The sequence below is a fragment of the Sphingomonas panni genome (assembly GCF_022664435.1).
Classification (GTDB): Bacteria; Pseudomonadota; Alphaproteobacteria; order Sphingomonadales; family Sphingomonadaceae; genus Sphingomonas; species Sphingomonas panni.
The window spans coordinates 70,199-95,768 of record NZ_JAKREU010000010.1 but is presented as its reverse complement, the minus strand read 5'-3'; the positions used below and the strand labels follow the sequence as shown (position 1 = coordinate 95,768).

Genomic DNA, 25,570 nt, shown 5'->3' with positions numbered 1-25,570 from the left:
ACCCGGTCGCTGCCGGGTGCGCTCACGACCGCGCGATCGCTTCCGCCGCGATCATCCGCGCCTCGCCCTCGCGCCCCGCCGCACGCAGCGCGGCGACGATGTGGAACAGCGCCTCGGCCGGCACGCCGCGCCAGTCGGGGGTCTGCATTCCGGTCGCAGCGAGCAGCAGCACCGTACCGCCCTCGCCATTCACGCCCGCGCGGTCGATCGCATCGGTCCACGCATTGCGCGCGCCGACCGCGACGTTCAGTTCGCGCGCCATGCCCTGCACCTGATCGCGCGGCAGGCGGCCAAGGCCAGCCAGCGCGGCGAACAGCAACTGCCCCTTGCGCATATTCTGCCCGGCATAGTCCGACACCGCCCCCGGCGCGACCGACCGGCCCATCGGGTCGGCCACCGTCAGCATCGCCCAGCCATCGCTGCCGACCGGCACGACCCCGCGCCAGCGCAGCGCCGGCAGGTCCAGCCCGGCGGTCAGCATCGACGCGATCAGCTGATCGGCATCGCCGACATGATCGGCGACCGGCGCGATCATCGCCGCCGCCCGCGCGGTCAGCACCCGCCGCGCATAGCCGAGCGGGGAAGTGATTGCCGGTTCCCAGAACTGGCGCAGCATCGCCAGCCGATCGGTATCGCTGCCGGTAAAGGCGGTACGCAAATCGGTCGCCAGCGCCGTCTGCGTGCTGGTCGCATCCTCGTCCGTCGTCAGCTGCGCATAAAGGTCGACCAGCGCCTCGCTCGACAACACGCCCTGCGCGGCGGCAAGGTCCGCATCGGCGAGACGAACGTTCGGCGCATATTGCGGCGCGGTCGCATGCCAGTAGCGGACCTGCGGCCCCACGCCGCCGAACAGGCCGGCAGGCACCGGCGTCGCGCTGGCAGCAGCCATGCCGTATCGCCACGCGGTCAGCCGGTCGATGCCGTCCCACTCGATCGTCGCGGCACGGCGGCCCTGCGCGCCCTTGCCGACCAGCTTTTCGGCGAGCGCGACGTCGATCGCGCCGCCGCCGGGAGCCTGTCGCCGGGCCTGATCGACGATCCGCCCGGCCTGCCCCGCCTCGCCCGACAGGCCGAGGCAGATGGCATTGGCCAGCCGCCAGCCGCGTTCGTTCGACACCCGCATCGCCGGCGCGGTCAGTGGGCAGAGACCGCCCGGATCGCCGGTCGCCAGCATCGCCTGCATCGCGATCTGAAAGAGCTTCGGCGTGTAGTTGTCGATGTCGACCGACTGGACCAGCGCGCGGGCGGGTGCCGCCTCGCCCATCCGCACGAGCAGCCACGCGCGCTCGGCCGCGAAGTCCGCGCCGTCGACGCCCGACGGTGTGGCAATATCCGACACCAGCGCGCGGCGCAGGGCGATCGAGACCCAGCGCGACACGATCGGCGCGTCGAGCGAGCGCATGATCCGTTGCAGCCACGGACCGTCGCCGGTGCCGAAGGCGTTGCCGCCGAACGCGCCGCCTTGCCCCGCAATACCGATGCTGGCGGTCGAGCGCCGCGCATAATCGGGCAGCTCATATTGGCGCAGCGCTTCCGGGCTGACCGGGGTCGGCGTGGCGGTCGCGCTGGGCGTCGGCAGCGGGGTCGCCCCCGGCACGCCGGGAACGCCCGGCAGCGGCTGGACAATCGGCGCGGCCGGCGCGAAATTCGGCGTACCGGGCGCGACCGGGCGGGAGCTGGCGCGCGGGGTCGGCGTGGGGGCCGGGGCCGGCGCATCGCCGAAACCCGGCGGCAGCAGCGATTCGGGCACGTCCTGCCCGATCGCCGGCACCGCGACCGCGATCAGCGCGGCGGCGGCGATCCCGACGCGCAACCGGTCAGTTGGCGAGGTTTTCAAGCGAAACCGCCTTTTCGATCTGGGTCGGCTGCTGCTCGGTCGACCGTCCCGCCAGAACGAACATGCCCGCGACCAGCGCGACGACGACGACGAGGAGAATGACAAGCGAACGCGACATGGATCAGATCGTCCCGAATACGATGGGCCAGGAAAAATACGGCGACGCGCCTTTTGCCCGATCCGCGGGGCGGCTGTATAGCCCCTCCCGCAATGCTGCAAATTCAAGACTCCCTGCCTCAACCCGCCCCCCGCTGGACCGGCCGCCCGATCGTGCTGGTCGGGTTGATGGGCGTCGGCAAATCGACCGTCGGCCGCCGCCTGGCGCAGCGGATGAAGCTCGATTTCGTCGATGCCGACAACGAAATCGAACATGCCGCCGGCATGACCATCGCCGAAATCTTCGAACGCTTCGGCGAAAATCATTTCCGCGACGGTGAACGCCGCGTCATCGCCCGGCTGATCGACGGCACGCCTAAGGTGATCGCCACCGGCGGCGGTGCCTTCATGCAGGCGGACACCCGCGACCTTATCCTCGATCAGGCGCTGGCGATCTGGCTCGACGCCTCCCCCGCCGTCCTGGCCGACCGGGTACGCCGTCGCGATACCCGCCCGCTGCTGCGCGGCAAGGACCCGGAAAAGGTGCTGACCGAGCTCGCCCGCGTGCGAAACCCGGTCTACGCCCTTGCGCCGATCCATATCGTCAGCCAGCACGCGCCGCACGACGCCACCGTTTCCGCCATCCTGAAAGCCATCGGCCAATGACCGTCATCCCCGTCGACCTCGGCACCCGCAGCTACGACATCGTGATCGAGGACGGCGTGCTGGCGCGCGCGGGCGATCATCTGGGGCCGATCGCGCGCGGACGGCGGATGGTGATCGTCGCCGATGCGCAGGTGCCGATGCACCTCGCCACGCTTCGCGACTCCCTTGCGGCCTCCGGCATCGCCAGCGAGGCGATCGAGATTCCGGCAGGCGAACGGTCCAAGAGCTGGGCGACGCTCGAATCGCTGCTCGATTCGCTGCTGGCGCTCGGCGTCGAGCGGGGCGACCATATCGTCGCGCTGGGCGGCGGGGTGATCGGCGATCTGGTCGGCTTCGCCGCCGCGATCCTGAAGCGCGGCTGCGGCTTCGTACAGGTGCCGACGACCCTCCTCGCGCAGGTCGATTCGTCGGTCGGTGGAAAGACCGGGATCAACACCCGCGCCGGCAAGAACCTCGTCGGCGCCTTTCATCAGCCCGCGCTCGTGCTGATCGACCCGACGACGCTCGACACGCTTGCCCCCCGCGAAGTCCGCGCCGGCTATGCCGAGGTCGTGAAATACGGGCTGATCGACGACCCGGACTTCTTTGCATGGTGCGAATCACACGGCACCGCGCTGCTGCTCGGCGATCCTGCGGCGCGCGCCCATGCCATCGCACGCTCGGTTTCGGCCAAGGCGCGGATCGTCGGCGCGGACGAACGCGAGACGACCGGCACGCGCGCATTATTGAACCTCGGCCATACCTTCGGCCATGCGCTGGAGGCCGAAGCCGGCTTCGACGGATCGCTGCTGCATGGCGAGGGGGTCGCGGCCGGTATGGCGCTGGCCTTTGCCTACAGCGCCGAACAGGGGCTGTGCCGTGCCGAGGATGCCGACCGGGTCGCGGCGCATCTGCGCAACGCCGGCCTGCCCGACGGCCTCGCCGCCGCCGGCATCACCGCCACGGGCGAGACGCTGGTCGGGCATATGCTCCACGACAAGAAGCGCGAGGGCGGCACCCTGCCCTTCCTCCTCGCGCGCGGCATCGGCCAGACCTATCTCGACCGCTCGGTCGATCTGGGACAGGTCGCGGCCTTCCTCGACCGGCAGCCCCGCTGATGCCGCGGGGGGTCGCCAAGCGCGACCTGCCGACCAAGGTCTGCCCGGTGTGCCAGCGCCCGTTCGCGTGGCGCAAGAAGTGGGAACGCGACTGGGACAACGTCGTCTATTGCTCGGACCGTTGCCGTCGCACCGGCAAGCCGGATTAACAGATTGAAAGGGTTTTGCGCCCTATCGTAACCGATCGCATGCGTTCGGGATCGATCGGATGGACTACCAACGCCAGGCCCGGCTGTCGGGCAACAATCCGATCCTCGCCTGGCTGGCCGATCCGGTCGTAAAGGTACCGGATACGGCCCGCCCGATGCTGTACGCCTGTGCGCTGTCCGCGCCGTCGGTCGTCGTCATGGCCGCGCTGACCGGCATTTCGATCGGCGTCGCGGCGGCGCTTCGCACCGGCCAACCGATCTTCTGGCTGGTCTTTGCCGCCGAACTGATCCTGCTGGCGCTCCGCCTCGAAGCCCTTCGCCAGGCGCGCCACGCATACCGCGCCGGCGCTCGACCGACAATCGAACGGTCAATGCGGCTGTCGCTCGGCTGGTGCGCCCTGCAGGGACTTTCCGCCTTCGTCATCACCCGCACCGGCGACGTGGTGCTGATGACCCTTGCGACGGCATTCGTCCTCGGGCTGGTCGCGCCGATCTGCGCACGCAACTACGCCATGCCGCGCATGGCGACGCTGATGATGATCCTGTGCGACCTGCCGCTGAAGATCGGGCTTGCGATGTCGCGCGAACCGCTGCTGTGGCTGCTGCTGCCGATGACGGTGCCGCTGTTCATCGGCGTGCGTGCCCTGCTCGGCAATTTCGGGCGGATTTTGGCGAATTCGCTGGAGGCGGCCGAGCACAACCGCCACCTCGCCGGCCATGATCCGCTGACCGGCCTCGTCAATCGTCACGGCCTGAACGAAGTGCTGGCGCGTTTCGATGACCGCTCGATCGAACCGGTGGCGCTTGTCTGTATCGATCTCGACGGGTTCAAGCCCGTGAACGACCGCTACGGCCATGCGGCGGGAGATGCCGTGCTGGTGGAGGTCGCGCAACGCTTGCGACAGGCATCGCCCGACCAGGCGTTCATCGCCCGGCTGGGGGGCGACGAGTTCATGGTAGCGGTCCGCCACCTCCCGCCCGAAGCCGCGGCTGCACTTGCCGAACGCATCCGCGAAACGCTGTCGAGCCCACCCTACCGAATCGCACCCGATATGGTCGCGCCGGTCACCGCCAGCGTCGGCTATGCCTGTCTGCCCGAGGATGCGGCGAGCGTCGATCAGCTGCGACACCATGCCGATGCCGCGCTCTATGCCTCGAAACGGACCGGGCGGGCATTCCGGTACGAAGACAGCCTCGGCCGGATGGACGACGCCGCCTGACTCGTCAGGGGATCTGGCTCTGCGTCGCCTGCTGGTCGCGCCGCCATGCGAACCATTGGCGCAGCATCGCCTGGGTACAGCCGGTCTGCCCGCCGGTGCCGACCACCGAACAGCTGTTGGGCCGCCCGATCCGCGCCTCTTCCATCGCGCTGTCGGCCCGCATCGCCCAGCTGGAGCCGGCCGACGACTTGTCCGGCGGCGCACGAAACCGCTTGGGGATGCGATAGCGCTCATTCTCGCCCAGCCGTGCGCACACCACGATCTCGTCGTCGCTGGTCGGCTTGGGACAGGCTTCCTCGCCATAGACGGTGGCGTTGCGCACCCGCTGCGGCGGCGGTTCGGGCGGCGTATCCTGCGCCATCGCCGGCGCTCCGACTGCCAGGGCCAGTCCCGCCAACACCCAACGCACCATAACCCTATCTCCTTGCCCGGCATCCATACGCGACCGCACCGATGACCAGAACATGAACGCGAAGATTTCGTCCCCGTTGCACCGCGCCCGCAGGACGCTATGGCGGTGCCATGATCCTCGTCATCGACAATTACGACAGCTTCACCTGGAACCTGGTCCATTACCTGATGGAGCTGGGCGTCGAGGTCCGCGTCGAGCGCAACGACAGCCTGACCGCTGCCGACGCATTGAACAGCAATGCGCAGGGATTCCTGATCTCCCCCGGCCCCTGCACCCCGACCGAAGCCGGCGTCTCGCTCGACCTCGTGGCCGCCTGTGCCGAGGCGCAGCGCCCGCTGCTCGGCGTCTGCCTGGGTCATCAGGCGATCGGCCAGCATTTCGGCGGAAAGGTCGTGCGCGGCGGGCTGATGCACGGCAAGACCTCGCCGATCGAGCATGACGGCACCGGCGTGTTCGCCGGCCTCCCCTCGCCCTTCACCGCGACGCGCTACCACTCGTTGATCGTGACCGACATTCCCGACATGCTCGCGGTCAACGCCAGCGCGTCGGACGGCAGCGTCATGGGGTTCCGGCATCGCGAACTCCCCATCCACGGTGTGCAGTTCCACCCGGAGAGCATCGCCACCGAACATGGCCATGCCATGCTCGCCAATTTCCTGAACGACGCAGGGATCGCAGCGAGCCTGCCGGCATGACCGTCACCACCCTGCTCCCCGATCCGTCGACGCCGCTCAGCCACGAAAGCGCCGCCGAAGCCTTTGCCGCGATCCTCGACGGCACGGTGTCGGACGATGCCATCGCGACCTTCCTCACCGACCTCGCCATTCGCGGTGAGACGAGCATCGAGATCGCCGAGGCCGCGCGCGCGCTCCGCCACCGCATGATCCCGATCGCCGCGCCGGCGCACGCCATCGACGTGTGCGGCACCGGGGGCGACGGGCACCATACCCTCAACGTCTCCACCGCCGTCAGCCTCGTCGTCGCCGCCAGTGGCGTGCCCGTCGCCAAGCATGGCAACCGCGCCGCTTCCAGCAAGGCCGGTGCCGCCGACACCCTCGAAGCACTCGGCCTCGACATGGGTGCGGCGGGCGCGATGGCGGAGGCGACGCTGAACGATATCGGCATCGCCTTTCTCTTCGCCGCCAACCATCATCCGGCGATGAAGCGCATCACCCCCATCCGTCAGCGGATCGGGCGGCGTACCATCTTCAACCTGATGGGCCCACTCGCCAATCCCGCGCGCACCACGCGCCAGCTGATCGGCATCGCCCGCCCCGACTATGCGACCGTCTATGCCGAGGCGATGGAGCTGCTCGGTGCCGAAACCGCGCTGATCGTGTCGGGCGAAGAGGGGCTGGACGAAATCTCCGGTGCTGGTCCGACCGTGGTCGTGCCCGTCGGCATGACCATGGCCGACCGCATCGTGCCCGAGGATGCCGGCCTGCCGCGCCATCCGATCAGCGCGATCCGCGGCGGCGACGCGCGCCATAACGCCGCCGCGCTGCGAGCGCTGTTGCGCGGGGAGAAAAGCCCGTATCGCGACGCGGTCCTGCTCAACGCCGCCGCCGCCCTGCTGATCGCCGACACCGCCACCGACCTGCGCGACGGTGCCGAACGCGCCGCAGAGGTCATCGATTCCGGCGCGGCCGACCGCCTGCTCGACCAATGGATCGCCTATTCATGACGATGCTCGACACCATCCTCGCCACCAAGCGCGCCGAAGTCGCCGACCGCAGCGGCCGCGCCAGCATCGCCGACCTCGACGCGCGCGCCAGCGAACAAAGCGCCCCCCGCGGCTTCCGCGCCGCGCTCGACGCCAGGCCGGGCCACGCCCTCATCGCCGAGATCAAGAAGGCCAGCCCGTCCAAGGGGCTGATCCGCCCCGATTTCGATCCCCCCGCCCATGCCCGCGCCTATCAGGCCGGGGGCGCGGCGTGCCTGTCGGTCCTGACCGATATCGACTATTTCCAGGGGGCCGACGACTATCTGGTCGCCGCCCGTGCCGCCTGCGACCTGCCGGTCCTGCGCAAGGACTTCAACGTCGATCCGTGGCAGGTGGCCGAGGCCCGCGCATTGGGTGCCGACGCGATCCTCATCATCGTCGCCGCACTGTCCGACACGCAGATGGCGGAGATCGAAGCGGCAGCGATCGAACGCGGCATGGACGTGCTGGTCGAGGTACACGACCGCGCCGAACTCGACCGGGCGCTGAACCTCCGTTCGCGTCTGATCGGCGTAAATAACCGCAATCTCAAGGACTTCACGGTCAGTTTTGAGCGGACCTATGAACTGGTCGGCCATGCGCCCGCCGGCTGCACCTTCGTCGCAGAAAGCGGCCTGACCACCCGTGCCGACCTCGACGCGATGGCCGAACATGGCGTCCGCTGCTTCCTGATCGGCGAAGCACTGATGCGCCACGAAGATGTCGAAGCGGCCACGCGGGCGATGATCGCTTGAGCCTCACCCATCTCGACGCCGACGGCAGCGCCCGCATGGTCGATGTCGGCGACAAGGTCCCGACCCGCCGCGTCGCCATCGCCACCGGCCGCATCACCATGTCGGCGGAGGCGCTGTCGGCGATCCGCGACGGACTGGTGAAGAAGGGTGACGTCCTCGCCGTCGCCCGCGTCGCCGGCATCATGGCGGCCAAGCGCACCAGCGACCTGATCCCGCTCTGCCACCCGCTGCCACTGACCAAGGCATCGGTCGACTTCACGTTCGAGCGGAACGCGATCCGCGTCACCGCAACGGCCGCGACCGACGGCAAGACCGGCGTGGAAATGGAAGCATTGACAGCTACTTCCACGACACTCCTCACCATCTATGACATGGCGAAGGCGATCGATAAGGCCATGGTGATCGACGGCATCTGCCTGCTGGAGAAACAGGGCGGCAAGTCGGGAGACTGGGTGCGGGGGTAGGTCCCGTACCCCGGCGAAGGCCCGGGTCCAGTTGGGAAGGCGTTCGAGAAGGTCATCCATACCTCCATCGCCATCCCCGCGAAGGCGGGGATCCATAGACGCAACGCCGCTGATCTCCTTTACCGCCAGTGCATATGGATTCCCGCCTCCGCGGGAATGACGATGGAGAGATGGATTCATCAATGGCAAACGGGACTTCAGCACCCCCACAACAAAGGCCAAGCGCATGTCCCTCCTTCCCGTCACCGAAGCGCAGGCCCGCGTCCTCGCCCTCGCCCGCCCCGTCACCCCCGAAACCCTTCCCCTGACCGAAGCCCTCGGCCGCTACGCCGCCGCCGATGTCGTCGCGCTCCGCACGCAGCCCGCCCGCCCGCTCTCCGCCATGGACGGCTACGCCATCCGCTTCGACGACCTGCCCGGCCCATGGGACGTGATCGGGGAGAGCGCCGCCGGCGCCGCCTTCCCCGGCACGGTCGCGCCCGGTCAGGCCACCCGCATCTTCACCGGCGCGGCCATGCCGACCGGCACCGACTGCGTACTGGTGCAGGAAGAGGCGACCCGCGACGGCACGCGCCTGCACCTGTCCAGCGAAGGGCCGGTACGCGGCGGCAATGTCCGCCGCGCCGGTTTGGACTTCCGCGAAGGCGACCTGCTGATCGCTGCCGGCGAACGCATCACCCCCGCCCGCGCCGCGCTGGCCGCCATTGCCGGCCACGGCACCCTGTCGGTCGGCCGCCGCGCCCGCATCGCCATCGCCGCGACCGGCGACGAACTCGTGCCCGCCGGACAGCCCCTTCACGAAGACCAGCTCCCCGAATCCAACGGCCTGATGCTCGCCGGGCTGCTCGCCGACCTCCCGGTCGACCGCGTCGACCTCGGCATCCTGCCCGACCGGATGGAAGCGCTGGTCGACGCCTTCGCCGCGGTCGATTGCGACCTGCTCGTCACCACCGGCGGCGCATCGGTCGGCGACCATGATCTCGTGCGCCCCGCGCTGGCGGCAGCCGGCGGCGAACTCGACTTCTGGCGGATCGCGCTACGTCCGGGCAAGCCGATGCTGGCCGGCCGGTTGCGCGGTGCCGCCGTCCTCGGCCTCCCCGGCAACCCGGTATCGTCGTTCATCACTGCGCTGCTGTTCGTCCGTCCGCTTGCCGCGCGCATCGCCGGTGCCGCCGATCCCATGCCACGCAGTATCCGCGCGAGGCTCGCCCATCCGCTGCCTGCCAACGGCCCACGGCAGGACTATCTGCGCGGCGTCCTGATCGACGGACAGGTGTCGACGGCCGCCATCCAGGACAGCTCGATGCTGCGCACGCTCGCCCGCTCAGACTGCCTGATCATCCGCGCACCCCATGCGCCGGCGGCAGATACCGGCGACTCGGCGGAAATCCTGCAACTCGCTTGACGGCAATCAAATCGTTTCCTATTGGTTCCACGTCTGTTCCGACGGAGGACGTTATGCTGACGCGTAAGCAGCACGAGTTGATCTGCTTCATCGACGACCGGTTGAAGGCGACCGGGGTCTCGCCTTCGTTCGAGGAGATGAAGGAGGCGCTCGACCTCAAGTCGAAGTCGGGGGTCCACCGCCTGATCTCCGCGCTGGAGGAACGCGAATTCATCCGCCGCCTGCCCAACCGCGCCCGCGCGCTGGAGGTGCTGCGGATGCCCGACCGTCCCGTCGCGAAGAAGCCGGCGGCCAAGCCCGCTCCCGCGCCCCGTGCCGCACCGCAGCCTGCGAACGACGTCATCGAACTGCCGCTGCACGGCCGCATCGCCGCCGGTGTCCCGATCGAGGCGATCGAGGGGCAGGCCACCCTGCCCGTCCCCGCCGCCTTGCTGGGGGCCGGCGATCACTATGCGCTGGAAGTGGCCGGGGACTCGATGGTCGAGGCCGGCATCCTCGACGGCGACTATGCGCTCGTCCGCCGCACCGAAACCGCGCGCGACGGCGAAATCGTGGTCGCGTTGATCGAGGATAGCGAGGCGACGCTCAAATATTTCCGCCGCGAGGGCGCGATGATCCGCCTCGACCCGGCAAACCGCAGCTACGACCCGCAGCGCTACCGCCCCGAACAGGTGCGCGTACAGGGCAAGCTGGCCGGACTGCTGCGTCGCTACTAATTCGCAACAGCACACTCGAACGCGAAAACGCGGCAAGTGTGAACTTTGTGAACTTTGGCCGAATATTGGTTGCTGGACAGACACTTAGGGAAAGCGTCAAATCACGGCTGGCGGTCCGTTTGGCGCGGATCAGTGAACCAACCGTCACCCCGGCCTTGAGCCGGGGTCCCGCTTCTTCTGCTACGCTCGCCCAGCAAAAACCCTACCGCCCATTCCCCGGCGCATAGGGCGTCCGAACCGCCTTGTACCATGCTAACGGATGCGCCGGCGGCACTACGCCCGCCGGCAACGCCCGTCCCGAAACCTCGGCGAAATAGGCGATACAGGCATCGCGCCACCACTGCGCCTCGGCCCGCTGGATGGTCAGGAACTGGCTGACCTCGGCGTGGCGCGGGGCATCGACCTGCCCCTGCAGCGCCGCCCACTGAACCTGCATCGCCGCGACCTCGTTCACCCCCCGGTCGTAGCGCGCGACCAGTTCCTCCCACAGCGTCCGCCCCGACGCCATCGGTCGCTCCCATGGCACATGGTGGAACCACAGCAGCAAATCCTCGGGCACCGTCGCCGGATCGCCCCATCGCTTCGCCAGCGCCGGTGCATATTGCCCCACCGCATCGCTACCGCTCCGCGTCCGGTCGAACCCGATGCCCGCCCGGTCGGCCTTGTGGTAGTAGACCGGGTTCCAGTCCGGCCGCGCCAGATCGTCGACCCACGGCCCCGGCCCATAATGGTGCCCCGTCGCGAACAGGTGATGCAGCCCCAGCGGCATCATGTAATCGACCACCGCCTGCCGCGATCGCAGCATCATTGCCGCCACCGGCTCGGCAACCGCCTGCCCCCATGTCATCGCCGCCCAATCGCGTGCGATGTCGCTCGCCCGCTCGTCCGGGTTCCACGCCAGCCGCCCGAACGCATACCAGTTCGCCTGGTCGAACTGCGACCCCGACCAGTTCCGGTCGGTGCCGACATTGGCGACCCCCGCCATCCCGCTCAACCCGCCCGGTCGCTCCAGCACATCGGCGACGGTAGTGCCTTTCCGCGGACGCCAGGTATCGCTGCGCAGCACCTCCTCCCACATCGGGCCGAGGTAGGCGAGGTGGGTAGCGAACCCCAGATATTCCTTGGTAATCTGCACTTCCATCATCAGCGGCGTGCGCGGCATCGCCCCGAACAGCGGATGGAACGGCTCACGCGGCTGAAAATCGATCGGCCCGTTCTTCACCTGCACGATCACATTGTCCGCGAACGTTCCGTCGAGCGGCTGGAACTCGCTATAGGCCTGCTTCGCGCGGTCCGCCGGCTTGTCATGGGCATAGACGAACGCCCGCCACATTACGACCCCGCCATGTGGCTTCAGTGCGGCGGCGAGCATGTTCGCCCCCTCGGCATGGCTGCGCCCATAGTCGCCCGGCCCCGGCTGCCCCTCCGAGTTGGCCTTAACCAGAAAGCCGCCGAAATCGGGGATGCGGGCATAGATTTCGTCGGCCTTCGCCCGCCACCATGCCGCCACCTGCGGGTCGAGCGGGTCGGCCGTCTTCAACCCGCCGACCTCGATCGGTGCCGAGAATTTGGCCGACAGATAGACGCGGATACCCCAGGGTCGGAAAATGGCCGCCAGCCGCTCGACCTTCGTTAGGAACGCCGAAGTCAGCATGTCCGGGTTGGCATTCACGTTGTTCAGCACCGCACCGTTGATCCCGACCGACGCATTGGCCCGGGCATAATCGGTATAGCGCGGATCGCCGAACCCCGGCAGCTTCTGCCAGTCCCACAACGACTGTCCGGCATAACCGCGTTCGACATAGCGGTCGGGATTGTCCCAATGGTTCAGCACCCGCAGCGCCAGTCGCGGCCGCTCGACGATCATAATCCGGTCGAGCGGCTGCCCGGTCTGCACCAGCCTCAGCAGGCGGAGCGCACCGTACAGCACGCCCACCGGCCGGTTCGCGGCGATGACCGTCACCCGCCGCCCCTCGACCGTCATCGACCGCAGCAGATAGCCTTCCGGTCCCAGGTCGGACAGCGGGAGGCCGAGCGCGGCGATCCGTGGCGACCGGGCGGTGCCGATCACGATTGCCCCGTCCACCGTCGCTCCCGTCGCAACCGGTCGACCGATCAGACCCGACAGCCCCCGCTCCAGTTCGCTCGCAGCAAGCGCCGTCGTAGCATCCGGCTCGTCCCGGACGATCGCCGTCGCCCGTGCCGAAACCGCCGCGGCCTGCGCGGCGTCAAGGGGACGATAGCGCAGCCACAGATCATAGCCGTCCTCTGCCCGCGCCGGAGCCGCCCAGGCGAGACACAGCAGCGCGATCCACCCGAGCGATCTCAACATCCGACATCCCCTCTTCCCGTCTTCGCAACGGCGTTGACACCGGCATATCATCCCGATCATGGTAACGCTACCACGTCGCAGAACGCGGACAAGGGAGAGTGTATGACCATGATCGATCGCCGCAGCCTGCTGGCAGGCGGCGCAGCGTTACTCGCCGCACAGGCCACCCCGGCTGCCACCGCACCCGCGACGCTGAAGGCCGCAGCAGCGCAGCGCGGTCGGCGGTTCGGCTCCGCCTTCGCGTGGGCGCCGCCGGGACGCGATGCCGCCTCGTTCGACAACCTGGCCTATGCCGCCCTGCTGCAACGTGACTGTGCGGTGCTGGTCGCCGAGAACCAGATGAAGTGGCAGGCACTCCGCCCCAGTCCCGACCGCTTCGACTTCGCGCAATTCGACGCGATGGTCGACTGGGCGATGCGGCACGGCTTCGCGATGCGCGGGCACACGCTTCTATGGGCATATTCCAAATGGTTTCCGGCGTGGCTGAACAACCAGGACTTCGGCCAGCGCCCCGCCACGGCAGCGGCGGCGATCCTCGACCGGCATATCGATACCGTCGCCAAACGCTATGGCGGCAAGATCCACAGCTATGACGTGGTCAACGAAGCGGTCGATCCCGACACCGGAGGCTTGCGCGAGACGTCGCTGTCGCGCGCAATGGGCGGGACGGCCAACGTCCTCGACCACGCCTTCCGCACCGCCCGTGCCGCCGCGCCCCATGCCGAACTGGTCTATAACGACTATATGAGCTGGGAGGACGGCAACGAGAAGCATCGCGCGGGCGTTCTGAAACTCCTGGAGGAATTCCATCGAAGGGGCACGCCGGTCGACGCTTTGGGGGTGCAGTCGCATATCGGCCTGTTCCAGCCGACCACGAATGCGGCGGCGGTCGCCCACCGACTGGAGCCAGAATGGCGGCGGTTCCTCGACCGGGTCGTGGCGATGGGATATCGCCTGGTCATCACCGAATTCGATGTGCGCGACCGCGGCCTGCCCGCTGCCATCGGGCCACGCGACCGGGGCGTCGCCGACTTCGCGCGCGCCTATCTCGACATCATGCTGTCCTACCCTGAGCTCGGCGACGTCCTCGCCTGGGGGCTGAGCGATCGCTACAGCTGGCTGCGCGGCTTCGAACCGCGGCCCGATGGTGCTATCGCGCGGGGCTGTCCCTATGACATGGACCTCCGGCCCAAGCCTCTGCGCGATGCGATGATCGCCGCGCTGGCGGTAGGGGTACCCACCAAGCGGTAAGAGAGGGGGCGGCGGTATTACCGCCGCCACCCGTCAATAGTCCCGGCTGTAGCGCAGCGAGGCGTTCGACCCGCCGAACGATCCGGTCTGCGACAACAGGCTGAGCGTCCGCGACAGCGCGATCTGGATCTGCGTAGCGGTAAAGCCCCGCGCATCGGTAATGATCTCGATATAGATATCATCGGTCAGATACTTGCCCGCGGCCAGCGACGTGCCGCGCCCGCTCGCCTCATCGCCGCCCAGCACGCGCAGCCGGTCGAACCCGGTCGCCGAGCGCAGCTTGCCCAGCGGGTTCAGCCCGCCGCCGCCCGAACCGCGCAGCGAATTGAGCGCGGCGGCCAGCTGGATCGCCTCGGTCGCCGACAGGTTGGTCACCGAACTGCCGAACAACAGCCGCGACAGCACCTCGTCCTGGGCCAGCGACGGGGTGGAGTTGAACGCGATTTGCGGTGCCTGCGCGGTACCGGACACGTTGATCGTCGCGGTGATCCCCTCGGCCGTGGTCGATGCGACGATATCGATGACCGGGTTGGTGTAATCACTGCCCTCGAACCGGATCATCCCGCGTTCGACCTCGAACCGCTTGCCGGCAAAGGAATAGGTCCCGCGCACCAGCTGCAGCTGCCCGTTGATCGTCGGCGCGGCGGACGTGCCGGCGATGCGCAGGTTCGCCTGCCATTCCGACTCCAGCCCCATGCCCGACACGAACAGCCGATTATTTGCCCGCACGCGGAGCGCCAGGCGGAACAGGCCAGCCGATGCCGCTGCCTGCCGCTGCTGCGTGGCATTGGGCCGGTTCGCATCGCTCTTGCGCCGGACGCCGGTCAGTTCCGGTACCTCGGCCGCACCCTGACGGATGATCTGATACCGCGCCTCGGGAATGATGATATCGCCGGAGATCAGCCCGCCGTCTCGCCCGTTCTGGATGCGGATGTCGCCGGTCGCCGAGGCCCCCAGCGCATCGCTGCGCGCAAGCTGGGCGTCACGCAATTGCGCGCGGATGTCGATCGGGAAGCCACTGTCGGACGCCAGCCCGATGCTGCCCTGTGCGGCAACCGTGCCTTCGCCGGCACGGGCACGCAACTGGGTCAGGTCAAACCGATCGTTGGTGAACCGCCCGTCGATGCCGAGATTGGTGAGCCGCGTGCCCAGCGCCTCATTCTCATAGGTCAGGTTGTTCGCGCGGACGACGCCGGTCAGCTGGGGCGACTGTACCCGCCCGCCGAAGTCGGCGGCGAGGCCGATGGGGCCGGACAATTGCTGGTCGGCCAGTCCCGCAAAGGAGAACAGCACGCCCGACGGTCCATTATAGCGGATCCCGCCCGATAGAGGTGCGGCAAGCATCCGCGTCACCCACGACCCGCTGCCCGGCGGCAGGGGCCGCAGATTGGCGACCATCCGCCCAACCGTCGTCGTACCGCGCCGGATCAGCGCGCGGCCGCTGCCACCTTCGGGTCGAAGGTCGCCGGCAAAGACGATATCGACCGGTTCGGAGACGGACGCGAGGCTGGTCCGCTGGAAATTGCGGATGGTCAGCCGGGCATCGGCGCGCGGGAAGCTCTGGTCCGCGGCCTGCGCGAAATCGAGGCTGCCGGTCGCGGTCCCGCCGATCCCGGTGCCCGGAACGAAGGCGTTGACGATGCTCAGGTCGAGCCGGTCGAGCCGGGTCTGGATCGACATGCCGTTACCATAGACACCCGCCGCACGGATCGATCCCTGATCGAAATCGATGCGCGTCGGGTACAGGCGATAGCCGCCCGGCGCCGACACGATCCGCGCCGGATTGACCGTCTTGAACGGAATCGAATTGGCGACACCCTGCAATGCGACCAGATAGTCGTTCGGCCGCAGCCGGGCATTGGCCGCCACGCGGAACGGGACACCCGACGATCCTTCGGCGAACAGCTGCGCCGTGCCGTTGCCGCCGCGATAATTGATCTTGGCGCGGCTGCGCTGGAGGACGAATTCGCCCATCGACAGGTTCGCGACCTGCGCGTCGGCGACGATCTCCGGCTGGTCGTACAGCACCGCGCTGCCGGTCACGATCGCGCGGCCGATGCGCAGGCCCATATTGCCCGGAATGACCGCGTTCGATGCCTGGGCATTGACGTCGGCCCGCTGATATTTGCCCTGCGCCGACAGGCGCGCGATGCCGGCGACGCCCGATCCGGCGAAGTTCACGCGTCCGGCGAACGGACCGGCATCGGTCGCTTCGACCCGGCTGTCGATATTCATCCCGGCAAAGGTCGCGGAACGGATATCGGCGACCAGACGCGGCGCGGTCGACAGCAGCACATCGGCACGGAACGGGCCGTAATCGGTGTTGCCCGTCGCCTGGATCGCATAGCGATCCCCCTGCCCACGCACCCGTGCCTCAAGGCCTGTCAGGCCGACGCCGACACCCGGCCGCGCGGCGCGCAGCAACACCTGCGGTGCGGCGACCGTGCCGGTCACCCGCGCGGTCAGCGGACCATATTGCGTCGAATAGGCATTGGCATTGACCAGCAGCGGACCCGCAGGATCATAGCGCCCGGACCCGTCGGTGATGCGGAACTGCGGCGCATTCATGCGGACGTTGGAAAAGCTGACAATCCCGTCCGGCCCGACGCCGACATCGGCGCGGGTGGTGGTAACATTTCCGCCCAGGAAATTGCGAATGCCTTCGTTGAACAGGCGGGTGGTCTGCGCGACGACCCGGCCCTTGATCCCGAAGCCACCCTGCGGCGCGGCATAGAGGCTGGCGTCGGTCGTCAGGTTCAGGATGCCGATGCTGGCGACCTCATAATCGTTGATCCGCCCCTTGATCGCACCGGTATAGCGCCCGGTGGTCAGGTTCGCGGCGACGATGGCGGTCGCGTCGATCCGGTCGGACCGGATGCGCAGATTGTCGGACAGCACCTGATCGCCAGCGATCGCTAGGTCGCCGTTGATCGAGACGTTGGTGACCAGCCCACCGACGGCCGCGTTCAGGCCGGAGATGCGGCGCGCCTTGGCAGCGATCGGGATCAGGATACGGTCGGCATCGACCGTCGCCCGCCCTTCGGCATAGAGCTGCTCGACGACGGTTTCGCCGAAACCGAGCGCCGCCGCCTGCACCTTGTAATCAACCGTCGGCGTCCCGAACCCGCCGTCCAGCACGACCGCCGCGCGGACCGAGCGCCCGTTCAGGTTCGGCGCGATCGCACCCGGCGTCAGCAGCATCGCTTCCGTACGGAAATTGCCGAAGCGGCTGTTGCCCAGATCGAGTAGCCCGGCGGCATTGACCGCCAGCGCGCTGGAGCGAAGCTGGATGCGGGTATCCGCTTTCCGATCGGCCAGCGCGGCATCAATCGCGACATCCATCCGCGGCGCGGTCAGGCGCTCGACCGGACCTTGCAGGATCAAGTCCGGCCGGGTCGATCCGCGCACGGTGAAACGGCCATCGCGACCGGTCAGCGCCAGATCGGCCAGCGGCTGTCCGCCCAGCGTGCCGGCCAGCCGCCCGCGCCAGTTGTTCCAGTCACCCTGTCCGTCGACCGTCGCGACGACCGGCGCCTTCAGCCCCGCCATGCCGGCGATCATGCCGTTGGCCGGCCCGGTAATCCGCGCGTCGATATCGAAGCGATTGTCGTCGGGCACGGCATCGAGCTTCAGCGCCACGCGATCGCCGCCGGCGATACCCGGCGCGGCGATCGTCGCGGCGTTCGCGGTGACCTGCGCACGGCGGTCGGCGATATGCACTTCGCCATCAAGCCTGGCGATATGGCGCTGCCCGGTGACGGCCTGGCCAACCTCGATCCGGTCGACCTTCAGGCGGTTCACGTCGATATCGTAATCGGGCAGCAGCGGTGCATTGGGGTCGCCCGGCGGCGTATCCTTCAGCACCGGATTGCGCGCATAGCGGATCAGCGGGCTGGTCAGGCTGCGGATATCGACATGGCCATTGGCAAAGGCGAACGGCCGCCAGTCGACCGCGATCTCCGGCGAATAGGCAAAGACGCCCTGGGTATCGCTCAGCCGCAGTTCACGCACCGTCATCGCGCCATAAAGCGACCCGTCGATCCGGCCGATATTGACCTTAAGCCCCGACGCGGTGGTGTAACCATCGAGCTTGCCGACGATGAACCCGCGGCCGGGCCCGGTATTCAGTGCAAATACCAATGCCACCAGCAGCAGGAGCAGCGCGACGATGGCGATGCCGATCCACTTCAGGATCTTCACCCAGAGGGGCCGATCGCGCACGATCACGGTTTCGGTGGCGGGCGTGTCGATGTCGGTCATCAGAAGGCCTGCCCGATCGAAATATAGAGCGCGATCTTGGATTCTCCCGGACGCCGGGCGAGCGGCGTGGCGACATCGACCCGCATCGGGCCGAAATTGGTATAGAAGCGACCGCCGATACCCGCGCCGAAGCGCAGGTCGGACCCCTTGGGCAGGCTCGATTCATAGACCTGACCGGCGTCGATGAACGGCACGATCCCGAAATTGCCGAAACGATAGCGCGCCTCCAGCGCGAATTCGTTCAGGCTGCGCCCGCCGATCGGCCGGTTCAGGCTGTTGCCATCCTCGTCAACCTCCGGCGTGCGGGGGCCGAGTTCCTGGAACCCAAAGCCGCGTACCGACCCGCCCCCGCCGGCATAATAGCGTCGCGACGGTGCCAGATCGTCGCGGGCAATCCCCTGAATCGACCCGGCGCGCGCGCGGCCGGCAATGACGATGCTCTCGCCGATCGGATAATAGGCGGTGCCCTCGACCATGAAACGGCCATAGGGGCGCACCGCCCCCTGCACCGCCGCCTCGGGACTGACATTCAGCTTCAGGCGGAAGCCCTTGGTCGGGTTCAACAGATTGTCCGACGTATCGAACCCGGCGAACAGCGGCAGCGCGGCGATGCCGTAAGTCTTGCGACGGCGCGCCATCACGTCGAAGTCATAGGTGTCTTCGTTGGTGCCGATCAGTTCCGCGCCATAGGCATAGGTGAAACGCTTCTGCCAGATCGGCGTAGAGTCGTACGACCAGCGAATGCCGAGCGTACCGGTAAACGCCTCGAACGCATCGTAATTGGTGCGGCTGGCGTTGGCGAGGATCTGGAAGGTCCGGTCGCGCCGCCCGGCGTTGGAGCGGCGGAAGGTGACGCCCGCCCCCTGTTCCTGCGTACCCGCGACGCCGCGCACGATCAGCGCCCCTTCGGCGGGGAACAGGTTGCGGTGGGTCCATGATCCCTCGAGACGGACGCCCTGCCCCGTGCCATAGCCCGCTTCACCGGCCAGGGTACGGGGCGGGCCGGCGTCCTGCTTCACCAAGAGGTTAACATATTCGGTGCCGTCCGGTGCGATCTGGCCGGTACGCTGCGGCTCGACCGACACGCCCGAGAACAACCCGGTCGATACCAGCGCCGCGCGCAGGTCATCGACCTTGCGATTGTCGTACAGTTCGCCCTGCTTGAACCGGGCAAGGATACCGACATGCTCGGCATCGAAGGCCAGCTTGCCGGTGGTCGAATAGGTGCCAAACGACGATCGCGGCCCGGTCGTGACCGGCAGGGTATAGGCGCCGGTGACCGTCGTATCGTCGAGCAGGATGTCGCGCTGTCCGACCTCGACGAACGGATAGCCTTGCTGCGGTAGCTTCAGGCTGACATTGGCCTCGGCCGCCTGGATCCGTTCGGCGTCGATCGGATCGCCGACCTTCAGCGGCAATTCGCGATCGACCAGGTTCGGCGGCACCGTCGGCTGGGTATCGATGCGGATCGATCCCAGCGTGAACTGCTTGCCCGGCACCGCCGTCACCACCGCCCGCACGCGCGCACCCGGCGGCGTTTCGATCGCGGAGGTCGCGGTGCCGTCATAATAACCCTTGGCCCGCATGATGCGGATGGCGAGTTGCTCGTCTTCCTTGGCGCGGGCCTGTATCATCGCGGCATTCGCTGCCTTGCCATCGCCCTCGCGCAGCGCCGACAGCGCGCGGAACTGCGTTTCGCCGTCGATCGCGTCGAGGCCGTTGACGACCGTGTCATAGCGGATTTCGACGGCCTTCTGGTCGTCGACGCCGGCGACCTCGACCGGAGTGACGTCGAACGACGATAGCGGCGTCAGCGGCTGGGCCAGCTCGGGCGCTTCGGGAAGGACGGCGTCCGGCAGCGTTTCGGCGGGAAGTTGCGCTTCGGTGGCGGGCGCAGTCGGCGCCGGAAGCGGCTGGACCTGCGGCAGCGGTGCCGGGCTTTTGTCGAATGCCGACATCGGTTCCAGCGGCGCGTTGATATCGCCCGAAAGGGAAGGCAGTGCCGAATTGAACTCAGGATCGGGAACGATCGGCTCGACGGGCGATTGCTGCCCCGTCACGTTTGCCGGGCGCGACGTAGTCCCCTGTCCATGGGCCACCGGGATCAACATCGTCGTTGCGAGCAGCGCAAAACCGGTCCGTGCGCGAAAGTCCCCCAAAACCCTGTCCCCATCCCCTTGGTGCGGGGTGCGACACACAACCCCCGTAAACCGAAAAACGCCAACAGACGGAATTGGTTCAATTTGTACGTTACGCTGCATCCGATTCCCGTGCCGCTGCGTTAGGTAATCGCCGCGAAGGGGAGCCGCTTTGACCGATACCATGCCGCCGATCGACCCTGCCCGCGTCCCGGGCAGCGCATCCGAACATCCGTGGCAGCATCCATGGCCGGCATGGCGCGCGATCTTCCTGCGGGTCTACACCATGGTCGGCTATCACAACCTGACGCTCATGGCGGCGGGTGTCGCCTTCTACGCCTTTCTGTCGTTCGTGCCGCTGCTGGGCGCGATCGTCATGACCTATGGCCTGATCGCCGACCCCTCGACCGTGGCGCGGCATATGCAGACGATCTTCGAACTGGTGCCCGCCGACGCCGCGCGGCTGATCTCCGACCAGCTGATCGCGGTCGTGACCACGGCCTCCACCCAGGCGGGCCTAGGCCTGTTCGTCGCCCTGCTGCTGTCGATCTATGGCGCGATGCGCGCGGCGAGCGCGATCATTCAGGCGCTGAACGTGATCTACGAGGAGGAGGACGAACGCAGCATCGTCACCACCACCCTGTTGTCCGCGATGCTGACCATTGCGGCGATCTTTGCGGCGATCGTCGGCATCCTGTCGGCGGGCGTGCTGACCTGGATTCGCAGCCAGACCGAATTTCTCGGCACGGCCGGTGCGATCCTGATCCAGGGTGCGACCTGGCTGGTCGCGGCGAGCATCGCCAGCGCAGCGATCGCGTTCGCCTATCGCTACGGCCCGGACCGGGCGCGCGCCAAATGGCGCTGGCTGTCGGTCGGCTCGGTCGCCGCGACGCTGTTATGGCTGCTGGCGACGGTATTGTTCGGCATCTATGCGGCCAACTTCGCCAACTACAACGCGACCTATGGCGCGTTGGGCGCGGTCGTCGTGCTGCTGATGTGGCTGTTCGTCTCCAGCCTAGCCATTCTGATCGGGGCGGAAATCAACGCCGAGGCGGAACGGCAGACCGCCGTCGATTCGACTGTCGGTCACCCCTTGCCCATGGGCCGTCGCGGTGCGCGCCTCGCCGATACCCTGCCGAGCAAGCGGCAGATGAAGCCGCGACGCGACCGTTACTGACCGTCGCCGCGCTGTTCCATCGCATCTGCGGCGGCCTGTACCCGGGCCAGCATGTCCCGCAGCACCTCGACCTCCTTCGTACTGAATGAGGCGAACAGTTCCTGCTCGATAAGCAGTGCCTTGGGCGCGACTTCGTCGTACAGCGCCCGGCCGGAAGCGGTGAGCCGCAACAGGTGCGACCTTTGGTCACCGGTATTGGCGCGACGTTCGACCAGCCCCCGGTCGACCAGTGCAATAGCGCCACGGCTGACCGTCACCTTGTCCATGCGGGTGGCGACGCACAGCGCCTGCTGCGTGATGCCGTCGCTCTCGGCGATGACGGTGACGAGCCGCCATTCGGGAATGCGCAGCCCGAACAGCGATCGATAGGTGGAGGCGATGGCGTCCGACACCCGGTTCGATGCGATCGACAGGCGGTACGGAAGAAAATCGTCGAGGAGCAGGCGTTTGTTCACGACATGGATTGTTGCCGCCGTCCCCGCGCCCCGTCAACCGGCGGGGAACCGGTATCATGCGCGAAACGTACTGTGGTTCCAATCACCGGGCCGGGAATCTCCGCAAATGTTCAACTGGAAGCATGAGGCACAGGAACGCCTCGAAACCCTGCTGTTCGACCATGTCGACGACCGCGCCTTTCCCTGTGTCGGGGCGAAGTCGGCCATGGCGCGCGGCACGCTGGACGTGCTGGCCTGCTCGCGGATCGACAGTGCATGGGATGATGTGCGCATCCATGACGCACTGATGCGACTGGCCGAAAATTATCGTCGCGACCGGGCAATGTATCGCAGTTTCGCGGTCGTGTTCGATGGACCGGACGATCTCAGCGAATCCGAATTCGAACGCGCGCTGTGGCAGCGCGTACAGTCGCTGTCCGACAAGGATGTGTGGCGTGGTCAGGATTACGATGCGCGGGTCAGCGCCGATCCCGACAATCCGCATTTCTCGCTCAGCTTCGGCGGCGAGGCGTTCTTCATCGTCGGCCTGCATCCGCGTGCCAGCCGCCCTGCCCGGCGATTCGAACGCCCCACGCTCGTCTTTAACCTGCACGATCAGTTCGAACGGCTACGCGCGGAAGGGAAGTACGAGACGATGCGCGAGAAAATCCTCGTCCGCGACGAAGCCCTTGCCGGCAGTCGCAACCCGATGCTGGCTCGCCATGGCGCTGCGAGCGAGGCCCGGCAGTATAGCGGCCGCGTGGTCGACGACCGCTGGGCCTGCCCCTTTCATTATTCGGGGGAACAGAAGTGAACGTCACCATCCCCGAACGGTCGGGCACCGCCTTCCGGCTGTCCAAGGGCGACACGCTGACGGTTGTCGATCCGCGCGGATGCCAGGTCGCCGACCTGTTGGCGTTCAATGCCGATGATCTGGACGAGGTGATCTCTTCGGGCCGTACGCTGGACTATGCCGAGACGATCCGGCTGACGACCGGCCATAAGCTGTATTCGAACCGCAGCCGGGTGATGCTGGACATCGTCGACGACATGGTCGGCATGCATGATTTCCTGCTGACGCCCTGCTCCTACGACACGTTCGATCATTTCTATCCCGACCTGCCCAGGCATCGCGGCTGCTTCGGCAATCTCGCCGCCGCGTTGGAGCCGTACGGCATCGCGCCGGACCGCATTCCGGTGGCGTTCAACTGTTTCATGAACGTGCCGGTCGACGGGACCACGGGCAAGCTCAGCGTCCTGCCGCCGATTAGCAAGGCGGGCGATACGATCACCTTCCGTGCGGCGATGGACCTCGTGATCGGCCTCACCGCATGTTCCGCACCGGCATCGAACGGGGGCAGCTTCAAACCGATCGAATATCGGATCGAACCGGCGTCAGATCGCCCAGCTTAGGAACGCTGCGCCGGCCAGCAGGGTGCCGAGGGGTATCCGGTCGGTCGCGGCAATCCGGCGCCCCGCCAACCGCAGAACCAGCACGGTGGCCAGCCCGGTCAGCGCCGCGATCAGCAACACCTGCGGCAGCGCGCGCCAACCGAGCCACAGTCCGATCGCACCGAACAGCTTCGGATCGCCGCCGCCCAGCCCGACCCGCCCGCGCATGATCCGATAGGCGCGGGCGACAAGCCACAGCACGCCAAAACCCGCCGCTCCCCCGATCAGCCGGGCCTCGATATCGACGCCCAGCCCGGCCAGACCGCCGGCCAGTGCCACGACCGCCAACGAACCGGTAAGCACATCGGGCAGCCAGAAAGCGGCCAGATCGATCGCGCCGAGTGCCAGCAACACCCAGCCGCACGCCGCAGCCGCCAGCCCTTCCCAACCCGGCGCGACCAGTCCCGCGACCACGCCGATCGCGCCGCCCAGCAATTCGGTGACGACATGCCCCGCCGCGATCGGCGCCGCGCAGGTCCGGCACCTTCCGCGCAGCATGGCGAAGCTGACGAGCGGCACCAGTTCCGATGCCGTAAGCGTCCGTCCGCACCCGTCGCAGGTCGACCGCCCGGCCAATGCCGACCGCCCGGCGGGCCAGCGGATCGCGACCGTCGCAATGAAGCTGCCGAACACCACGCCCAGCATTCCCAGCAGGATCGACCAGAAGGCGGAAGGCAGCGCAGCGGACATGGCCCAGCGCCTAGCGCGATTGCGGCGGCGCGACCATCGCCCTAGATGATAACAAACGAAACCAGAATATGTCCCGGAGAGTGCCCATGTCCGATCCCGTCGTCATCCTGTCCTATGCCCGCACGCCGATGGGCAGCTTTCAGGGGTCGCTGTCCGGGGCCACCGCAACGCAGCTGGGCGCGACAGCGGTAGGGGCAGCGGTCGCACGTGCCGGCCTGTCGGGTGAGGCGGTCGAGCGCATCTACATGGGCTGCGTCCTGCCCGCCGGCCTTGGCCAGGCTCCGGCGCGACAGGCGGCGCTGGGCGCGGGCCTGCCGCAGCATGTCGAGGCGACGACGGTCAACAAGATGTGCGGATCGGGGATGCAGGCGGTGATGATGGCCGCCGACAGCATCGCGGCGGGCTCTGCCGACATCATCGTCGCAGGTGGCATGGAGAGCATGACCAACGCCCCCTATCTGTCGCAACGCCATCGCAGCGGCGCACGGATCGGGCATGATCGCCTGATCGATCACATGTATCTCGACGGGCTGGAGGACGCCTATGAACCCGGCCGGCTGATGGGCAGCTTCGCCGAGGAAACCGCCGCTTCCTATGGCTTCACCCGCGAGGCGCAGGACGCCTTCGCCATCGAATCGCTGCGGCGGGCGCAGGCGGCGCAGAGCTCGGGCGCGTTCGACCGCGAAATCGTCCCGGTCGAGATTGCGGCGCGCAAGGGCACGACCACCATCCGCCTCGACGAACAGCCCGCGCGCGGCGATGTCGCGAAGATTCCGACGCTGAAGCCCGCCTTTGCGAAGGACGGCACGATCACCGCCGCCAACGCCTCGTCGATCTCCGACGGCGCGGCCGCGCTGGTGCTGGCGCGGGCGTCGGTCGCCGACCGGCTGGGACTGACGCCGATCGCGCGGATCGTCGCCCATGCCGGCTTCGCCCACGCCCCCGCCCGCTTCGCCACCGCCCCGGTCTTCGCGATGCGCCGCGCGATGGAGCGCGCCGGGTGGACCGCCGATCAGATCGACCTGTTCGAGGTGAACGAGGCCTTTGCCTGCGTCACCATGGCGGCGATGCACGACCTGAGCCTGCCGCACGACCGCGTGAACGTCCATGGCGGTGCCTGCGCACTCGGCCATCCGATCGGCGCCAGCGGCGCGCGCGTGCTGGCGACCCTGTTGTCGGCGCTGGAAACGCGCGGGCAGAAGCGCGGCCTTGCCTCGCTATGCATCGGCGGCGGCGAAGCGACGGCGCTGGCGCTCGAATTAATCGACTGACCAGCGGAACATTACCCCCTGCCCGGCGTAGGCTACGCCACAGGCG

23 protein-coding genes are annotated in these 25,570 nt (G+C 67.8%); 15 read left to right on the top strand and 8 right to left on the bottom strand.

The window, feature by feature from the left end; translation table 11 throughout:
• Positions 1 to 22: 22 nt before the first annotated feature.
• Positions 23 to 1,837: a hypothetical protein gene (locus MF609_RS16870; protein ID WP_242417314.1), complete on the bottom strand. Its 1,815-nt coding sequence runs from the start codon at positions 1,835 to 1,837 to the stop codon at positions 23 to 25.
• Positions 1,818 to 1,955 carry a hypothetical protein gene (locus tag MF609_RS16865; RefSeq protein WP_242417313.1) on the bottom strand — a complete coding sequence of 46 codons (138 nt, stop codon included), beginning with the start codon at positions 1,953 to 1,955 and terminating at the stop codon, positions 1,818 to 1,820. The genes MF609_RS16870 and MF609_RS16865 overlap by 20 nt, the downstream gene beginning before the upstream one ends.
• Before the next feature lie 92 nt (positions 1,956 to 2,047).
• Between MF609_RS16865 and MF609_RS16860 the strand changes: the two genes are divergently transcribed.
• The 4 genes from MF609_RS16860 to MF609_RS16845 are packed head-to-tail and all read left to right on the top strand — an operon-like array spanning position 2,048 to position 5,065.
• A complete protein-coding gene (locus MF609_RS16860; protein WP_242417312.1) occupies positions 2,048 to 2,599 on the top strand; it encodes a shikimate kinase in 552 nt (183 codons plus the stop codon).
• Complete coding sequence (gene aroB, locus MF609_RS16855; protein WP_242417311.1) at positions 2,596 to 3,696, top strand: 3-dehydroquinate synthase; 1,101 nt, start codon at positions 2,596 to 2,598, stop codon at positions 3,694 to 3,696. Before MF609_RS16860 ends, aroB begins: the two co-directional genes overlap by 4 nt.
• The gene (locus tag MF609_RS16850; protein WP_242417310.1) at positions 3,696 to 3,845 is read left to right on the top strand and encodes a DUF2256 domain-containing protein; all 150 of its coding nucleotides are present in this window, start codon (positions 3,696 to 3,698) and stop codon (positions 3,843 to 3,845) included. Before aroB ends, MF609_RS16850 begins: the two co-directional genes overlap by 1 nt.
• Positions 3,846 to 3,904: 59 nt before the next feature.
• A complete protein-coding gene (locus MF609_RS16845) occupies positions 3,905 to 5,065 on the top strand; it encodes a GGDEF domain-containing protein (RefSeq protein WP_242417309.1) in 1,161 nt (386 codons plus the stop codon).
• Between the two features lie 4 nt (positions 5,066 to 5,069).
• Here the strand turns inward: MF609_RS16845 and MF609_RS16840 are convergent, their stop codons facing one another.
• Positions 5,070 to 5,477 carry a hypothetical protein gene (locus tag MF609_RS16840; RefSeq protein WP_242417308.1) on the bottom strand — a complete coding sequence of 136 codons (408 nt, stop codon included), beginning with the start codon at positions 5,475 to 5,477 and terminating at the stop codon, positions 5,070 to 5,072.
• Between the two features lie 110 nt (positions 5,478 to 5,587).
• Between MF609_RS16840 and MF609_RS16835 the strand changes: the two genes are divergently transcribed.
• From MF609_RS16835 to lexA, 6 genes are all read left to right on the top strand, one after another.
• Positions 5,588 to 6,172 (top strand): anthranilate synthase component II, encoded by a 585-nt coding sequence (locus tag MF609_RS16835; protein WP_242417307.1) that lies wholly within the window; start codon positions 5,588 to 5,590, stop codon positions 6,170 to 6,172.
• Positions 6,169 to 7,161, top strand: a complete 993-nt coding sequence (gene trpD / locus MF609_RS16830; RefSeq protein ID WP_242417306.1) for an anthranilate phosphoribosyltransferase — start codon at positions 6,169 to 6,171, stop codon at positions 7,159 to 7,161. The genes MF609_RS16835 and trpD overlap by 4 nt, the downstream gene beginning before the upstream one ends.
• A complete protein-coding gene (gene trpC, locus MF609_RS16825) occupies positions 7,158 to 7,934 on the top strand; it encodes an indole-3-glycerol phosphate synthase TrpC (RefSeq protein WP_242417305.1) in 777 nt (258 codons plus the stop codon). The genes trpD and trpC overlap by 4 nt, the downstream gene beginning before the upstream one ends.
• On the top strand, positions 7,931 to 8,398 hold the full coding sequence (gene moaC, locus MF609_RS16820; protein ID WP_277991306.1) for a cyclic pyranopterin monophosphate synthase MoaC: 468 nt from the start codon (positions 7,931 to 7,933) through the stop codon (positions 8,396 to 8,398). Before trpC ends, moaC begins: the two co-directional genes overlap by 4 nt.
• Positions 8,399 to 8,624: 226 nt before the next feature.
• The gene (locus MF609_RS16815; protein WP_242417304.1) at positions 8,625 to 9,803 is read left to right on the top strand and encodes a molybdopterin molybdotransferase MoeA; all 1,179 of its coding nucleotides are present in this window, start codon (positions 8,625 to 8,627) and stop codon (positions 9,801 to 9,803) included.
• 53 nt (positions 9,804 to 9,856) lie between these two features.
• Positions 9,857 to 10,519, top strand: coding sequence for a transcriptional repressor LexA (gene lexA / locus MF609_RS16810; RefSeq protein WP_242417303.1), 663 nt, complete (start codon positions 9,857 to 9,859; stop codon positions 10,517 to 10,519).
• 202 nt (positions 10,520 to 10,721) lie between these two features.
• Here the strand turns inward: lexA and MF609_RS16805 are convergent, their stop codons facing one another.
• Positions 10,722 to 12,851, bottom strand: a complete 2,130-nt coding sequence (locus MF609_RS16805) for an alpha-glucuronidase family glycosyl hydrolase (protein WP_242417302.1) — start codon at positions 12,849 to 12,851, stop codon at positions 10,722 to 10,724.
• A 102-nt stretch (positions 12,852 to 12,953) separates the two neighbouring features.
• On the opposite strand from MF609_RS16805, the gene MF609_RS16800 reads away from it, so the two are divergent.
• Positions 12,954 to 14,102, top strand: a complete 1,149-nt coding sequence (locus tag MF609_RS16800) for an endo-1,4-beta-xylanase (protein ID WP_242417301.1) — start codon at positions 12,954 to 12,956, stop codon at positions 14,100 to 14,102.
• A 33-nt stretch (positions 14,103 to 14,135) separates the two neighbouring features.
• Here the strand turns inward: MF609_RS16800 and MF609_RS16795 are convergent, their stop codons facing one another.
• Both MF609_RS16795 and MF609_RS16790 read right to left on the bottom strand, forming a co-directional pair.
• A complete protein-coding gene (locus MF609_RS16795; RefSeq protein WP_242417300.1) occupies positions 14,136 to 18,362 on the bottom strand; it encodes a translocation/assembly module TamB domain-containing protein in 4,227 nt (1,408 codons plus the stop codon).
• Entirely contained in the window at positions 18,362 to 20,473 is a 2,112-nt protein-coding gene (locus tag MF609_RS16790) for an autotransporter assembly complex protein TamA (protein WP_242417299.1), read from the bottom strand. The genes MF609_RS16795 and MF609_RS16790 overlap by 1 nt, the downstream gene beginning before the upstream one ends.
• A gap of 199 nt (positions 20,474 to 20,672) precedes the next feature.
• Between MF609_RS16790 and MF609_RS16785 the strand changes: the two genes are divergently transcribed.
• Positions 20,673 to 21,677, top strand: coding sequence for a YihY/virulence factor BrkB family protein (locus MF609_RS16785; protein WP_242417298.1), 1,005 nt, complete (start codon positions 20,673 to 20,675; stop codon positions 21,675 to 21,677).
• On the opposite strand, the gene MF609_RS16780 is transcribed toward MF609_RS16785, so the two are convergent.
• On the bottom strand, positions 21,671 to 22,132 hold the full coding sequence (locus tag MF609_RS16780) for a MarR family winged helix-turn-helix transcriptional regulator (RefSeq protein ID WP_242417297.1): 462 nt from the start codon (positions 22,130 to 22,132) through the stop codon (positions 21,671 to 21,673). The two genes, MF609_RS16785 and MF609_RS16780, sit on opposite strands and share 7 nt — an antisense overlap.
• Positions 22,133 to 22,238: 106 nt before the next feature.
• On the opposite strand from MF609_RS16780, the gene gntA reads away from it, so the two are divergent.
• Both gntA and MF609_RS16770 read left to right on the top strand, forming a co-directional pair.
• A complete protein-coding gene (gntA, locus tag MF609_RS16775; RefSeq protein ID WP_242417296.1) occupies positions 22,239 to 22,925 on the top strand; it encodes a guanitoxin biosynthesis heme-dependent pre-guanitoxin N-hydroxylase GntA in 687 nt (228 codons plus the stop codon).
• Positions 22,922 to 23,524, top strand: coding sequence for a DUF1989 domain-containing protein (locus tag MF609_RS16770; RefSeq protein ID WP_242417295.1), 603 nt, complete (start codon positions 22,922 to 22,924; stop codon positions 23,522 to 23,524). Before gntA ends, MF609_RS16770 begins: the two co-directional genes overlap by 4 nt.
• Here the strand turns inward: MF609_RS16770 and MF609_RS16765 are convergent.
• The gene (locus MF609_RS16765; RefSeq protein ID WP_242417294.1) at positions 23,507 to 24,253 is read right to left on the bottom strand and encodes a prepilin peptidase; all 747 of its coding nucleotides are present in this window, start codon (positions 24,251 to 24,253) and stop codon (positions 23,507 to 23,509) included. The genes MF609_RS16770 and MF609_RS16765 overlap by 18 nt on opposite strands.
• An 86-nt stretch (positions 24,254 to 24,339) precedes the next feature.
• Here MF609_RS16765 and MF609_RS16760 point away from each other — a divergent pair, with 86 nt between their 5' ends.
• On the top strand, positions 24,340 to 25,524 hold the full coding sequence (locus tag MF609_RS16760) for an acetyl-CoA C-acyltransferase (RefSeq protein ID WP_242417293.1): 1,185 nt from the start codon (positions 24,340 to 24,342) through the stop codon (positions 25,522 to 25,524).
• Positions 25,525 to 25,570: the final 46 nt, after the last annotated feature.

Bases quoted from the DNA above. Each gene is read 5' to 3' on its own strand.
- MF609_RS16865 (WP_242417313.1), bottom strand. From the start codon at position 1,955: ATGTCGCGTTCGCTTGTCATTCTCCTCGTCGTCGTCGTCGCGCTGGTC.
- MF609_RS16860 (WP_242417312.1), top strand. From the start codon at position 2,048: ATGCTGCAAATTCAAGACTCCCTGCCTCAACCCGCCCCCCGCTGGACC.
- aroB (WP_242417311.1), top strand. From the start codon at position 2,596: ATGACCGTCATCCCCGTCGACCTCGGCACCCGCAGCTACGACATCGTG.
- MF609_RS16850 (WP_242417310.1), top strand. From the start codon at position 3,696: ATGCCGCGGGGGGTCGCCAAGCGCGACCTGCCGACCAAGGTCTGCCCG.
- MF609_RS16845 (WP_242417309.1), top strand. From the start codon at position 3,905: ATGGACTACCAACGCCAGGCCCGGCTGTCGGGCAACAATCCGATCCTC.
- MF609_RS16840 (WP_242417308.1), bottom strand. From the start codon at position 5,477: ATGGTGCGTTGGGTGTTGGCGGGACTGGCCCTGGCAGTCGGAGCGCCG.
- MF609_RS16835 (WP_242417307.1), top strand. From the start codon at position 5,588: ATGATCCTCGTCATCGACAATTACGACAGCTTCACCTGGAACCTGGTC.
- trpD (WP_242417306.1), top strand. From the start codon at position 6,169: ATGACCGTCACCACCCTGCTCCCCGATCCGTCGACGCCGCTCAGCCAC.
- trpC (WP_242417305.1), top strand. From the start codon at position 7,158: ATGACGATGCTCGACACCATCCTCGCCACCAAGCGCGCCGAAGTCGCC.
- MF609_RS16815 (WP_242417304.1), top strand. From the start codon at position 8,625: ATGTCCCTCCTTCCCGTCACCGAAGCGCAGGCCCGCGTCCTCGCCCTC.
- lexA (WP_242417303.1), top strand. From the start codon at position 9,857: ATGCTGACGCGTAAGCAGCACGAGTTGATCTGCTTCATCGACGACCGG.
- MF609_RS16805 (WP_242417302.1), bottom strand. From the start codon at position 12,851: ATGTTGAGATCGCTCGGGTGGATCGCGCTGCTGTGTCTCGCCTGGGCG.
- MF609_RS16800 (WP_242417301.1), top strand. From the start codon at position 12,954: ATGACCATGATCGATCGCCGCAGCCTGCTGGCAGGCGGCGCAGCGTTA.
- MF609_RS16795 (WP_242417300.1), bottom strand. From the start codon at position 18,362: ATGACCGACATCGACACGCCCGCCACCGAAACCGTGATCGTGCGCGAT.
- MF609_RS16790 (WP_242417299.1), bottom strand. From the start codon at position 20,473: ATGTTGATCCCGGTGGCCCATGGACAGGGGACTACGTCGCGCCCGGCA.
- gntA (WP_242417296.1), top strand. From the start codon at position 22,239: ATGTTCAACTGGAAGCATGAGGCACAGGAACGCCTCGAAACCCTGCTG.
- MF609_RS16765 (WP_242417294.1), bottom strand. From the start codon at position 24,253: ATGTCCGCTGCGCTGCCTTCCGCCTTCTGGTCGATCCTGCTGGGAATG.
- MF609_RS16760 (WP_242417293.1), top strand. From the start codon at position 24,340: ATGTCCGATCCCGTCGTCATCCTGTCCTATGCCCGCACGCCGATGGGC.